The organism is Paraburkholderia franconis (assembly GCF_009362735.1).
Lineage (GTDB): Bacteria > Pseudomonadota > Gammaproteobacteria > Burkholderiales > Burkholderiaceae > Paraburkholderia > Paraburkholderia franconis.
Window position 1 is genome coordinate 31,698 of sequence record NZ_WHNP01000043.1, and the last position, 13,491, is coordinate 45,188.

Sequence of the window (13,491 nt, forward strand, 5' to 3'; positions counted from 1 at the left end):
ATACCGTCGAGTCCGTTTTGCGCCGCATCCGGCGCCCCGCTCGCACGGTCATGCGTCGGACTTTTCACACCGTCTCTCAGGTTCTGGACGGCCCTCGGAATGCCAGAACCTATTCACGCCAGCGGAAGCTGGCGTCTTTTTGTGCGCAGCGAGAAAGGACACGTTCTGTGCCGACGCCCCCGCCCCCTGGCCGGCCGCCGTCGCCGACTCGACGGGACGACGCCCCACTTTCGCATAGGTCGCCAGCGCGAGCCCGCACCAGATCAGCCCATAGCCCGTCAGATCGACGGTCGTCAGCCGTTCGTGGAAAACCGTAAGCGCGAGGACGAAGGTCACGGTCGGTGTCACGTATTGCATCACGGCCGACTCGGTCAGCGAGACGAGCGGCATTGCATATGCGTAAAGCGCGAGCGGCACGACCGTCAGCGGGCCCGCGAGCATCATCAGCACCGCCGCGCCCGCGCCCAACGACGTGAACGCGAGCGCATGATTCGATGACAAAAACGCGAAGTAGCCGAGCGCGAACGGCATCATCACGACGGTCTCCCGCCAGGTGCTGACGATCGCGTTCTTCGTCGGCCACACCTTGCGGACCAGGCCGAGCAGCGAGAACGTCACGGTGAGCATCACGGCAAACACGGGCACGCCGCCGTGCGCGTAGCACTGCACGACGGTGCCGGCCAGTCCGAGCGCAAGCGCCGCAGCTTTCAGACCGTTAAGCCGCTCGTTGAGAAATACGATGCCCAGCGCCGCCGACAGCAGCGGATTCAGGAAATAGCCGAGACTCGCCTGCAACGCATTGCCCGTCACGGACGCGAGGATATACACGACCCAGTTCGCCGACAGCAGCACAGCCGGCAACAGCGCAAGCGCGAACGAACGCCAGCCGCCCATCTGCCGCCTCAACGCGGGCCTGAGCCCGATCACCACCGACAGCACCGCAAACGACCAGAACACGCGATGCGCGAGCATCTCCGGCGCGCTCACTTCCTTCAGATGCCAGTAGTACAGCGGCATCAGCCCCCACCAGCACAGCGCCACGAGCAGCGCAGGGTAGCCGGCGCCTTCCTTGTGCTTCCGATTGTGTGCGTTCATTCCCGTAGCGCCTCGTCGAGTCGGTCCATCAGAAATTCCACTTCGTCCACGCCGAAGATCAGCGGCGGCGACAGGCGCAGCGAACCCGGCGACGCGGAATTCGGCATCGCCAGCACGCCGGCGTCGATCAACGCCAGCCACACATCGGCCATGTTGATGTCGCACTGCGCGTCGGGCGTGAGGCTCAGCGCGAGCCCCTTGCCGTGCAGCGTCAGACGCCCGCCGAAGCGATCAGCGATGCGTCGTTCGATCAGCGCGCCCATCGCCGCCGCGTTATCGACGAGCCGTCCGCTTTCGACGAGATCGAGCACGATCAGCCCGCACTGCATCGCAAGCCGGTTGCCGCCGAACGTCGAGCCCTGCACTTTCGCCTTGCCAGGCGCGCCGAACACGGCGTCAAAATCGCCGTCGTTCATCAGTACGGCCGACAGCGGCACGAGCCCGCCCGTCAGGCCCTTCGATACGACGATCATGTCGGGCGCCGCTCTCGCGACATCGTTCATGCCGATCGCGTCGATGCCGAACCAGGCACCCGCGCGCCCGAGCCCGCAGTACACCTCGTCGGCGATCAGCTTCGTGCCCGTCGAACGGCACAGCGCGGCGAGCCGCGCCGATGTTTCCGCCGTCCAGTGCTGCGCCGCTGACGAGCCCGCCACCGGCTCGAACACGACGGCCGCGATCTTGCGGCTCGCCAGCATGTCTTCGAGCGCGGCGAAGTTGCCGGCATCGACGTGATGCACGTTGCCCGGCTTCCAGGGCAACGCCTCTGTCCAGAACGGATTGCCCGTCATGAACGACGCGAACATCGACAGCCCATGAAACGAATCGCGAAACGCGACGACGTCGCTGCGGCCCGTGCCTGTCATCGCGAACTTCACGGCGCTTTCCACGGCTTCGGCGCCCGTGGTTGCAAAGAACACTTTCTGAAAGCGCCGGCCGCTCAGCGCGAGCAGCCTGTCGGCGAGCGCGAGTTGGGATTCGGCGCATTCGAACGGAAACACGTTCAGCGACGTGCGCTGCAACGCATCGGTAAAACGCGTGCTCAGCGTCGGGTGCGCGTGACCCAGGTTCGCCGTGCCGAAGCCCGCGAGACAATCGAGCAGCACGCGTCCGTCGGCCGCTTCGATGTAGCAGCCGTCGCCGCGCGCGCCCGTCATGTCGAGGCCCAGTTCGTCGAGAAACGTCTCCCAGTACGGATTGACGCAAGCGAAGCGCGAAGGCGCGCCGCCCGACTCGCGATCAGACTTCAAGCGCCCTCCTGCCTTCGTGGAGCCCATGAAACTCAAGTTGCGTCTGACAGCCATAGAAGTACGCGACCGATTCCAGTTGCCGCATGTTCACTTCGAGCATGAATAGCGCCGCTTCGAGGCTGTAGCGCTGCTCGGCCGCCGTCACGTGCGGCACGTCGGCGAGGAAGAGCCGCGACAGGCTCGGATGATTCAGCTCGTCGTTCGTCTCGCCATGCTTCGCGGCGATGTCGCCCGCGTGCAGCGCGCTTTCGACGAGCGCGGCGATGTGCGCGTGAACGGGACTGTGCTGGTCGCGCAAGCCCTCCGTGACCATGATCGACGCGAAGAACGCCGTGGGCATACGATGCGCGAGCACCGTGTACGCATCGATATAGAGCGCCGTCAGCGGCAGCGGCACCGATGCGCGCACATCGGTTTCGCTCATGCCGAATGCGACGCAAGTGGCAAGCTCGAACGCTTCGTGGCCGAACTCCTCCTGAAAGTACTGGAAAAGCCGTGCGCGCAGATTGCGTTGCACACGACGCGACAGCAGCGGCCCGAGTATCTCGACGAAGCGGTCCGTCACGTGATACTGCTCGATGTACAGGCCCTTCACGAGCGGCGTGATCTCCTTGCTCGCGAGCGCCGCCGACGCATACGCGTTGCTGCCAAGCTGATCGAGCGCCTTGATCAACAGCCGCTCCGCGCGCGCCGCAAGCGTGAGGCCGCTGCATGCGTCGCCAAAGCGCGCGGTATCGACAGACGTCATACGCCGGCCGACACGCAACGGCGCAAGCTCGACGAAATGCGCGAACGACAGCAGATACATTTCGAGGTCCACGGGATCGAGCGAAGCGACGCTGCGGAAGTTCTCCAGCGCGGCGTCTTTCTGGCCGCGCGCTCTCGCCGTCGCGTGCGCGGGAAACCAGCACACGTGGCGGAACACTTCTCCAAGCACGCGCTGCCACGCGATCAGGAGTTCGGGCGCGTTCCGGCGCGCGTACGCAAGCTGAAAATGGAGAGCTTGCAGCGCGAAGTTATCCGCGAACGGGCCCGCTGGTTTGCCCGAGAACGGAAACGCGCCGGGCGGCGCGTCGCGTCCGTCGTCATCGTCGGCGAGCATCTCGTGAACGACCGCGAGCGTGTCCTTGTACATTGCGAGCCGCCGCTCGACGACAGCGGCCAGACGTTGCCCGACTTCCGCACACATCGCGATCGCGCGTTCGGCGCCCGACGTCACGCTGTCGATGCCCGAGTCGGTCTCTTCGATCAGCGACAGCGCGTCGAGCTGCACCATCAGCGCGCGAACCCACGCGGGGCACGCGCCGCGATTGAGCTTCGTCCAGATATCGGACGAAGGCAGCATCAATTGCGCGACGACATCCGCCACCTCGTCGCGCGCGACGCCTTCGAACGACAGATCGACGGCATCGTCGCCGACGCCGATCGTCAATACGTCGTCGCCGCCCAACGCAACCTCGCACGGCACCAGCGCCGGCCGTCTGTATCGATCGATATCCCAGCGTTCCATGACAGTGCTCAGGCAAAGATGCGCGGCTTCACGACGGGCTGCCTGCCGTAGTAATCGAGAATCTGATTCTCTTGCAGCACCATCGTTTCGATCGCGAGCATCACGTGCTTTTTCACGGTCAGCTGCTCTTCAAGTGACACGGCGTCGATCTCAGCGAGCAGTGTGAGCGAGATGTCGTCGTGATCGAACTCGTCGTTGATTGACGCGTGACGGGCGATCGGGCGCCAGAAGCCTTCCGGGATGCCCGTCTCGCGGCAATAGTCGGCCAGTTCGACATGAAAGCTCACACCTGGCTGCTCGAACAGGAACAACAGCGCCTTGAAGCTCAACGGATGCTGACGCGCGTACACGCCGAGCGACGCGCACAGCGCGAATGTGGCGGGCAGCGGCACCAGATAGTCGAGGTTGTTGGTGCGAATGGACACGGCATGCAGTGACTGGCGCAGCATCTCATCGTGATTCAGCTCCGACGCGAGAAAGCCTTGCAGCAGCTTATGCACCTTCAAGGGTTCGGCGTGGCCGAGCGCGGGCGCAATCAGGCCCGGCGCCTCGCGCACGATGTAGAAGTATTCGAGCGCATAGCCGATCAGCGCGCTGCGCGGCAGCGTCCGGTCACGCAGGCCCTGATAGAAGCGCGACTTCGATTTGCGCTCGATCGTTTCGGCGGCGAACTTTCTCAGCCGGTGGTAGAACTCCTCGCCCGACAGGCACCCTCGCGGGGTTGGAAAAGTGCTCTCCGTGAGCAGCCCGAGCCGGTCGAATTCCTCGATCAGCCCGTCGATCTCGGGCGCGAGATCGGCATGCCGGTGCTTCAGTTCGGCGACCGTCGCGTCGCCCTGCTTCAGCGAATCGGCGAACGCCTGCAACGAGCCCTGCTTGTCAGCGACGACGGAGCACGACTGCTCGCGATAGTCGATCGTCAGGCCGTTGTGTTCCTGAACCAGCTGCACGCCGGGACGAAAACGCGGCGCGGAAAAGAGATCCGATGCGGTGGTGGCCTGCATTACGCCTCCTCGTCGACATCGAGCTTGCGCAGCAGCGTCGGTGATGTCGAATAGTGTTCCCAGATGCCCGTATAGAACTGGTCGTACAGTTCGATGAACAGATGCGTTTGCGCGCGCATGCGCCGCATGTCCGCTTCCGCGATGGCGGGAATGCGCGAGAAGATCTTGCGCGTCAGGCTGCCGTGGCCGCCGTGCAGATTGATATCGGAATGTACCTTCACGGGCCTGAGCAACGCGGGATCGACGCCGATCCGGTACGCGGCATCGAGGAAAGAATCCTGCTTGATGTCCTTCCCTTCGAGAATGCCGAGCGTCGAAAAGAAAAAGAGCGGATCGCTGTGCGCCCAAAACGCGAGCGCATTGCACAGCGCCATGGTCTGCGGCAGCGGCACGGTGCGCGCGAGGTCTTCGCGCGTGACGCCGAGCGTGGTCAGCGCCTTGAGCAGCAGTTCGTCGTGACCGTACTCTTCCGCGTAAAACTCGTTCATCGCGAGCCGCACGCCCGTATTCGCGACGTACGAAAGAACGGGCGCGTCGAAATAGCTTTCGCGGAACAGGAAATGGTAGTTCTCGACGATCATCCCGTGGATCACGTTGAGCGGTATGTCGTCGCGCGTGCTCGCCGATGCGCACTTCTCCCAGAACACATTCGTGTAGAGCGTGCGGTACAGCAGTTCGTTGGCGAGATCTTCGAGTTCGAGCAGCACGTCGAGCCCGCTGCGGGCGAGCGCAGGCTTCACCGCGCGCACCAGTTGCAGTTCCTTCAGACGGTCGAACACCTTCTGTTCATAAGCCGAGTAGCGCGCCAACACCTCGTCGGCCTTGATGCCCGAGCGCAGCGCGCTGATGAGGGGCGCTGCGTCTTCACCGTCGGCGCACGCCGGAAATTCGTATTGATGCTCGTCGTCTTCGATGACGAGCGAAGGCGACGTGCTGAGACACTTTCCCGCCAGCACGAACGCGTGTGGTTCAAAGATGTCGTCGATCACGACAGCCTCCGTTCGTGGCCGGCACGCGAAGGTGCCGGCCCGCTCGTTACAGGTGGACGGGAATCAGCACGGGGCGGGCTTTGCGCGGCTTGACCACGACCGTCACCTTCCTGTCGTCCTGTCGGTCCGTTTGCGACTGGGCCTGGGACTGCTGTTGCGGCTGAACCTGTTGAACCTGCGTTTGCGTCGTCATTTCAATCTCCTTTGGTTAGCGGTTTAACTCTGCACTGCTTAACAATCTGCCCACTTAAAGTGGTCAGTTCTGCGCACCCGGAGCCAGAAACCCGAGCCATGTGACGGGCAGCACCGCGCCGCCGCGGCGGCAAGACGATGAGCGCAACAGGCTTATACATGCAGCCCCGTTCTTTGTCGTGGATCCCGACACCAGCGGCTTCTTCGTGTCCGTTCCGGTTGAGTCAGACGTGTGCGTGCTTATCAGCCCGATGCCATAAGTGGCAGCAAAAAACGGTCGCAGCAAAACGACCGCGGCAAAGCGATGGCGGCGCAACGATTGCGCAAATCGCGCTGTGATCGAATGCGTGCCCGAGTGTCGCACTGAGACCGCAGACTGAACGCTCGACACGCAAAACGGGCGCTCCCGCAGTGGGGAGCGCGCTCAAAGGTCGATTTCAGACTGGTCGGTCCGGTCGGAGTCTCGTTAGCGGCCGCCGTTCGATGGTTTCTCTCAGGTTCGGTTCTCTCAGGTTCTGCTGGACCATGTCGTTTCGCACGGCCTCGGAAGTTCTTTCGATACAGTTCTGCTTTCGTACGATCACCCAAAGTGTTCGGCCGTCTTCACCGGCTGTTGGCGGATTCGCCAAATGCTAAGCAAGCTATTGATTTTAAGTGCTTTTCAGCTAACAATCTGCGCGAAGAATTCTCTTCGTCGGACCTATTGTTCCGGTAAACTCCGACGACTGGAATGAACACTTTCGATCAATTTGCGCGAAGTGTTCGGTGAACTTGCGCGAACACTTTAACGGGAGGCGAATGAAAATTACCCTCGACGTCGCAACTTCCACCCCGCTCACCGAGCAGATCGTCGGGCAGGTGGAGGCGTTGATCCTGTCGCGCGAGTTGCGCGTCGGCATGCGTCTGCCGTCCATCCGCAAGTTCGCGGCCGAGCACAATATCAGCCGCTTTCCCGTGATCGAGGCCTATGACCGGCTCGCCACACGCGGCCTGCTCCAGCCCAAGCACGGCTCCGGCTATTACGTCGCGGAGCAGTTCGACAGGGCGCCGCGCGCCACGCGCGGGCTCGACGCGATCCGCGCAACGCCCGAATCCGACCAGATCCTGCGCCAGTTCGAGCGGCCCGACGAGGCGCTGAATCTGTCGATAGGCTTCATTCCCGAAGCCTGGCGCGATGTCGAAGGAATCGCGCAGGCGATCCGCCAGGCGTCGCGCACGGACGCCCGCAGCCTGATCGATTACGCGATTCCGCAAGGCGACCCGCAATTGCGTCTGCAGATCGAACAGCGGCTGGCGTTTGTCGGCGTGGCGGCGGAACCGCAGAACATCATGGTGACGAACAGCGCGAGCGAGGCGCTCGATCTCGTCGTGCGGATGCTGCTCAAACCCGGCGACACCGTGTTCGTCGAAGATCCCGGCTACTTCAACCTGTTCGGCCTGCTCAAGCTGCAAGGCATCGAGCTGGTCGGCGTGCCGCGTCTGTCGACGGGGCCGGATGTCGAAGCCGTCGAAGCGCTGCTGAAGGAGCACCGGCCCAAGCTCTTTTTCCTCAACACCGTCTTTCACAATCCGACGGGCACGAACGTCGCGCCGCACGTCGGCTTCAGGCTGCTGCAGCTCGCGCAGGAGCACGACTTCATGATCGTCGAAGACGATGTCTACGCCGATTTCCAGGCCATTCCGACGCAGCGTCTGGCGTCGCTCGACCGGCTGACGCGCGTCGTGTACATCGGCGGATTTTCGAAGAGCCTGTCGTCATCGCTGAGGCTCGGCTACATCGCGGCCGAAGCGGGGCTCGTCAAGCATTTCGTCGAAGTGAAAGCGCTGACGAGCCTCGGCGGCACGCGTTTCAGCGAGCGCGTGGTGGCCGCGCTGCTCGAGCGCGGCACCTATCGCAAGCATCTGGAGCGGCTGCGCCGGCGCGTGAACGGCGCAATTTCGACGGCGGTGGAACTGCTCGCGAGCGTCGGCTGGCAGGTGTTCGACGAGCCTTGCGGCGGCACGCTCGTGTGGGCGCGCGTGCCCGGCGTGCCGAATTCGGATGTGTTCGTCGCCGAGGCGGCCCGCTCCGGCATCACCGTGCAGCCCGGCAGCTACTACCGGCCGCACGGCGAGCCGACGCCGTGGGTCCGCTTCAACACGGCGTATCTCGACAACGAGCGCGCGATGGGATTTCTGCGGCGCGCGGCGGCGCTGGGCGGATGAATGATCGACGATCGCCGGCAGCGGTGAATCGAAGGCTAAGCCGACTCAGCCGCGCTGTCGCAGTGCGCGCTGCTGGAGCCGCTCACGCGCTTCACGCACGGTCTCGAACTGGTCGTTTTCGTCGTTGAGGACGGTGATGCGCCCGTGCCCGATGTCGTACACCCAGCCCTGCACGTCGAGGCGCCGTTGCGCGAGCCGCCCCGCGACGGACGGATGCGTGCGCAGATGCATCAGTTGCAGCCGGATGTTCTCTTCGACGAGCGCCTGCACGAGCTGATCGCGGCCCACGTTGCGCGCCTGCACGACGCTGCGCGCCGTCTCGGCGTTGCGCAGCCACGCGTTCACAGTCGGCATGTCTTCCGCCGTCATCGGAGCCGTGCCCGCGAGGCCGCGCATCGCGCCGCAATCGCTGTGTCCGCACACGACGATCTGCCGCACGTTCAACGCGAGCACTGCATATTCGACGACGGCCGACACGCCGCCCAGCATCTCGCCGTAAGCGGGGACGATATTACCGATGTTGCGGCACACGAATAGCTCGCCGGGATGCGTCTACGTAATCATTTCCGGCGACACGCGCGAATCGGCGCACGTGATGAAGAGCGTATGCGGCGCCTGCCCTTGCGCGAGGCTCTCGAAGAGCGCCTGCGTGGCGGGAAACACCTGGTCGCTGAACTGCTCGACGCCATCGAGCAGATGCAGCAGATCCGAGTTCGCCGGATCGCGAAGGCGCCTCGTGTTGAGCAGATCGTCCGGCATGAAAATCGTCCCCTTCGCGGCGCGCCTCGATGATGATTGAAGGAGAGTGTACGACCGGTTGGTGTCAGCTGACGGACAGGTGCGGTCCGACGCAGGCGGGACAACGCAGCGGATCGCGGTGCTCAATGCTGCCAGGCATAAACGCAGCGCAGAAAAAAAGCCCCGGCCGGACGTGATCGGAGCGGCGCGGGGCTCGACAAAAGCTCGCCTGTTCTCAAGAGGCGATCTCACGTTACCCGCATCAAAAAACCGGATCAATCGAAAAAAACCCCGGTCTCCGGGTGCCGGAGACCGGGGGAAGCTCTCTCGCGCGCGAAGGGACCACCGCGCACACGAGTCACTTTAGCCGTTCCCGCGCCGCGGTTTAATCCGTCCCGTGGGAACAGTCCTTTCCTGCATGCGCAAACGCGTGCCAGCGTGGCAGGGGTTCATCGTCTGCCCTCTTCTTTTGCTACGTCCGCGTGCGAGGCGGATGCGTGCGAGGCGGATGCGTGCGCGCCGTGCATTCAGCGCAGACACCCTGCAACGCCAACGTCCTGCCGACAAAGCGCATCCCGAACTTCTTCGCGATCGCATTGCGCCGGCGATCGAACGCCGGATCGGAGAATTCCTCGACCCGTCCGCACACGACGCATACGAGATGATCGTGCGCCTTGCCCGTATTCAGCTCGTAGAGACTATGGTGCTTGCCGAGCGGGACGCTCGCGACGAGTTCGGCGTCGACGAGCTGATTGAGCACGCGGTAGGTGGTCGACAGATTCATCCGCTCGCCGCTCGCCGAAATGCGCCGATGAATCTCTTCCGCACTGTAGTGGCCGTGCTCCGCATGCTGCAGATAATCGAGCACGGCGGCCTGTGCGGCCGTGCCTGCGAGGCCCGCGCACGTGAGTGCGTCGAGGGGATGTATCGGGGATGGGGAACGAGGCGGCATGCTCAGCCGTTCTGTATCGATTGGAGAGAGCGGGATTCCAGCCTATGACATCGGCTCGCACATTTCCGGAACCTGGTTAATTGCGATTCGCATTCGGGAAAGCGCGCGTTGCGCATGCGCTTGACCCACTTGACCCACTTGAACCACCGCGAGAACCAGCGGACGCAACCCGCATCGCACGGATTGCGCGCTGCCGATACACACGGTCAATCAGCGCGAAGAATGTCGGCGCTCGACGGCATCGCGAGACGGCACGCGATGCTCGGCCCGCCTGAGCGACGGGTTCTCGCGCCATGCGTCCCGGCGATTGCGGACGCGGTTGCGAACAAGCTCCGCCGCCTGCCACGACGCAAGCGCCACGCAGCCGAACACGACCTCGCGCATCCGCTTGATGAGCGCAAGCGAAAACGCCGTCTGCTCGTCGACGCCGAACATCCGCGCGAGCAGCACGACGACGGCCTCCTGCACGCCGAGCCCCGACGGCACGAAAAACGCTGCGTGCCGGGCGGCTTGCGTGAGCGCCTCGACAGCGATCGCGCCGCCGATCGAAACGGGATGCCCGAGCATCCAGAGCGCGAGATACACCTCGGACGCGCCCAGCACATACCCCGCGAACTGCCACAGAAACGCGCGCAGCAGCAGGCCGGGTTCGCGCAGCAACGCATCGATGGCGGCATCGAGCCGCGCGCCGCCCATGCGCTCGACGCCCCAATGCTCGCTCATCGGCAGACGCGCAGACCATCGCTCGATCGCATGAAAGAGCCCGCCGCGCCGCAACAGCACGAACACGACGACAGGCAACGGCAGCGACAGCACGAGCGCCGCGCCGACCGTCACGAGCATCGCGTCGTGCCCCGTCTGCGCGACGATCGTCACGAGACCGATCGCCGCGAACACGTATTGGACGGCCATCGTCACCAGCACCTCGACGATCACCGACGCGCCGACCACACTCGCGTCATCCGTGCGCCAGCGCGCGAGCCGCACGCCGACGAACTCGCCGCCGATGCTCGCCACCGGCAACAGCCGGCTGACCGCCTCGCGCACCGTCGCGACCCACCACAGATACGCGAGGGGCGCGCGCTTGCCGAGCAGCAGCCGCCATGCCTGCGCATCGAGCAGCAGCGGCAGCGCATGCAGCGGCACCAGCCACAACAGCGCAAAGCCCGCCGCGCCGATCGCTCGCAACACATCGTCCATGCCGCCGTGCAGCGCCAGCGCGATCAGCACCGCGATGCCCGCGGGCAACCCCAACCATTTGAGCCACTTCATCACTTCATCATACGTAAGTCCGCTGCGAGAACACGTCGGCGAAACCGCCCGTGATTGCCCCGCTCGCGGCAATTGCCGATGCAACGCGCCCGGACACCAGCGCGTCGAATTCGTCGCTGTGCCGGTACGTCTGCATCGTGGGCGCGATCGCCCCGTCTCCAGCCACGGCCGGATGACCGTAAATCTCTCCGACCCCTTCCGGCAGCCGCGCGAGCACGGCAAGCAGCGCCGCTTCGTCGAGCCGCCCTGTCTGCGACATGCCGATCACGTAATCGTTATGCGCGATTCCTGCATTATCCAACTGCTTGCGCACATGAGCCATCCACGGTCTGATCCACGCCGGCGCGCCGGGTTCATACGGCAGACGCATCGCGTTCAATCCAAAGTCGCTGCCGACCTCGATGATCAGCGCGAGCACCGTCGGATGCAGGTGAAAGTGCTTGTGCGTGTTCACATGATCGAGCTTCAGCCCCGTGTGCGCGAACGCCTGGAACTGCGCGCGTATTTCCGCCTTCAACTGACGGCGCACTTCCGGCAGAAAGAAAAAACGAAAGCCGTCACGCACCATCCGGTCGCCGAATCGCCCGTGGCTGTCGACGAGCGCCGGGACGAGATGCGTTGCGAGCATCGGCAGGCCATCGGCCAGCACGATATGCAGGCCGACGCGCAAGGTCGGATTGTGCTGCGCGCGCCGCACGGCATCGGCGGCAGCGGGCGCCGACACCATCAGGCTCGCTGCCGTGAGCACGCCGTCTTGATGCGCGCGCTCGACGGCTTCGTTGATACGCGTATGCAGGCCGAAGTCGTCGGCGGTAACGATCAGTGCACGTCGGGGCCTGCCCGGCTGCGTCATGCCTCGTGAGCCCGCAGGAAGCGGAAGAACTCGACGCCTTCGCGCAGACGCCGCTTCATCATGTCCCAGCTCATCAGCATCTCGCGCACGATTTCCCAGATTTTCGACGGCCGGAAATAGAACTGGCGATAGAACTGTTCGAGGTGGTGATAGATATCTTCGCGCGACAGATGCGGATAGCCGATTGCAGCAAGCTGCACGCCTTCCTTGCTGACGAGGTTGATCACCTTGTTCTCTTCGAGCCAGCCGTTTTCGACGGCCTGCTGGTAGAGCGTCGTGCCGGGATACGGAGCCGCGAGCGACACCTGAATCGTGTGCGGATTGATCTCCTTCGCGTACTCGATCGTCTTCTTGATCGTCTCCTGCGTCTCGCCCGGCAGGCCGAGAATGAAGGTGCCGTGAATCTTGATGCCGAGCTTGCGGCAGTCCTCGGAGAAGCGGCGCGCGATGTCGGTGCGCAGGCCCTTCTTGATGTTCAGCAGGATCTGGTCGTCGCCGGACTCATAGCCGACGAGCAGCAGACGCAGACCGTTTTCCTTCATGATCTTCAGCGTCGAATACGGCACGTTTGCCTTCGCGTTGCACGACCATGTGACGCCCAGCTTGCCGAGGCCGCGCGCGATCTCTTCGACGCGCGGCTTGAAGTCGGTGAACGTGTCGTCGTCGAACATGATCTCCTTCACTTCGGGCATGTTGTCGCGAATCCACTTCACTTCTTCGAGCACGTTCTCGACGGAGCGCGTGCGATAGCGATGGCCGCCCACCGTCTGCGGCCACAGACAGAACGTGCAGCGCGAGCGGCAGCCGCGTCCCGTGTAGATCGACACATACGGATGCTTCAGATAGCCGATGAAGTAGTTGTCGATCTTCAGGTCGCGCTGATAGACGGGCGCGACGAACGGCAGCTCGTCCATGTTCTCGAGGATCGGGCGCGCTTCGTTGTGCTCGATCGAACCGTCGGCGGCGCGATAGCTCAAGCCCTTGATCTGCGCGAGCGGCAGCCCTTCGGCGAGTTCCTTGCAGGTGAAATCGAATTCTTCGCGGCAGACGAAATCGATCGCGTCGCTCGCCGTCAGCGAGTTGTGCGGATCGACGGCCACCTTCGCGCCGACCATGCCGACCATCATCTTCGGCGCGCGTGCCTTCAACTGCTCGGCGAAGAGCGCATCCGTCGGGAACGACGGCGTGCTCGTATGAATGACGACGACCTCGTATTCCGCCGCGATCGCAAGCGTCGCCTCCACCGACAGGCCATCGGCGGGCGCATCGAGCACGCGGCTACCCGGCACGAGCGCGGCCGGTTGCGCGAGCCACGTCGGATACCAGAACGAGCGGATCTCGCGCTTCGCCTGATAGCGCGACCCCGCGCCGCCATCGAAACCGTCGTACGACGGTGCCTGCAAAAATAACGTCTTCTTCATAGTCGTTTTC

The 13,491-nt window shown here is 63.9% G+C and carries 11 protein-coding genes and 1 pseudogene; 1 reads left to right on the top strand and 11 read right to left on the bottom strand.

Annotated features, from left to right (window positions below; all coding sequences use genetic code 11):
• Positions 1-48: 48 nt before the first annotated feature.
• From rarD to GCT13_RS48620, 6 genes are read right to left on the bottom strand one after another with little or no spacing between them, the layout of a single operon-like run.
• On the bottom strand, positions 49-1,095 hold the full coding sequence (gene rarD / locus GCT13_RS32235) for an EamA family transporter RarD (RefSeq protein ID WP_152765100.1): 1,047 nt from the start codon (positions 1,093-1,095) through the stop codon (positions 49-51).
• Complete coding sequence (locus GCT13_RS32240) at positions 1,092-2,345, bottom strand: aminotransferase class III-fold pyridoxal phosphate-dependent enzyme (protein WP_227747115.1); 1,254 nt, start codon at positions 2,343-2,345, stop codon at positions 1,092-1,094. Before GCT13_RS32240 ends, rarD begins: the two co-directional genes overlap by 4 nt.
• A complete protein-coding gene (locus tag GCT13_RS32245; RefSeq protein ID WP_152765104.1) occupies positions 2,335-3,855 on the bottom strand; it encodes a hypothetical protein in 1,521 nt (506 codons plus the stop codon). The genes GCT13_RS32240 and GCT13_RS32245 overlap by 11 nt, the downstream gene beginning before the upstream one ends.
• Before the next feature lie 8 nt (positions 3,856-3,863).
• Positions 3,864-4,859 (bottom strand): heme oxygenase-like domain-containing protein, encoded by a 996-nt coding sequence (locus GCT13_RS32250; RefSeq protein ID WP_152765106.1) that lies wholly within the window; start codon positions 4,857-4,859, stop codon positions 3,864-3,866.
• Positions 4,859-5,848, bottom strand: coding sequence for an iron-containing redox enzyme family protein (locus GCT13_RS32255; RefSeq protein WP_321574760.1), 990 nt, complete (start codon positions 5,846-5,848; stop codon positions 4,859-4,861). The genes GCT13_RS32250 and GCT13_RS32255 overlap by 1 nt, the downstream gene beginning before the upstream one ends.
• A gap of 46 nt (positions 5,849-5,894) precedes the next feature.
• Complete coding sequence (locus tag GCT13_RS48620) at positions 5,895-6,041, bottom strand: hypothetical protein (protein WP_193727803.1); 147 nt, start codon at positions 6,039-6,041, stop codon at positions 5,895-5,897.
• A gap of 797 nt (positions 6,042-6,838) precedes the next feature.
• Here GCT13_RS48620 and GCT13_RS32260 point away from each other — a divergent pair.
• Entirely contained in the window at positions 6,839-8,245 is a 1,407-nt protein-coding gene (locus GCT13_RS32260; RefSeq protein WP_152765108.1) for an aminotransferase-like domain-containing protein, read from the top strand.
• Between the two features lie 45 nt (positions 8,246-8,290).
• Here GCT13_RS32260 and GCT13_RS32265 read toward each other — a convergent pair.
• The 5 genes and pseudogenes from GCT13_RS32265 to hpnJ all read right to left on the bottom strand — a co-directional run bounded on the left by GCT13_RS32265 (position 8,291) and on the right by hpnJ (position 13,481).
• Positions 8,291-9,004, bottom strand: a pseudogene (locus tag GCT13_RS32265) (carbonic anhydrase).
• A 451-nt stretch (positions 9,005-9,455) separates the two neighbouring features.
• Positions 9,456-9,935 carry a Fur family transcriptional regulator gene (locus GCT13_RS32270; protein ID WP_152765110.1) on the bottom strand — a complete coding sequence of 160 codons (480 nt, stop codon included), beginning with the start codon at positions 9,933-9,935 and terminating at the stop codon, positions 9,456-9,458.
• Between the two features lie 210 nt (positions 9,936-10,145).
• Positions 10,146-11,210, bottom strand: coding sequence for a lysylphosphatidylglycerol synthase domain-containing protein (locus tag GCT13_RS32275; protein ID WP_321574764.1), 1,065 nt, complete (start codon positions 11,208-11,210; stop codon positions 10,146-10,148).
• Between the two features lie 4 nt (positions 11,211-11,214).
• Complete coding sequence (gene hpnK / locus GCT13_RS32280) at positions 11,215-12,060, bottom strand: hopanoid biosynthesis-associated protein HpnK (RefSeq protein WP_152765114.1); 846 nt, start codon at positions 12,058-12,060, stop codon at positions 11,215-11,217.
• On the bottom strand, positions 12,057-13,481 hold the full coding sequence (gene hpnJ / locus GCT13_RS32285) for a hopanoid biosynthesis associated radical SAM protein HpnJ (protein ID WP_152765116.1): 1,425 nt from the start codon (positions 13,479-13,481) through the stop codon (positions 12,057-12,059). The genes hpnK and hpnJ overlap by 4 nt, the downstream gene beginning before the upstream one ends.
• Between the last annotated feature and the right edge of the window lie 10 nt (positions 13,482-13,491).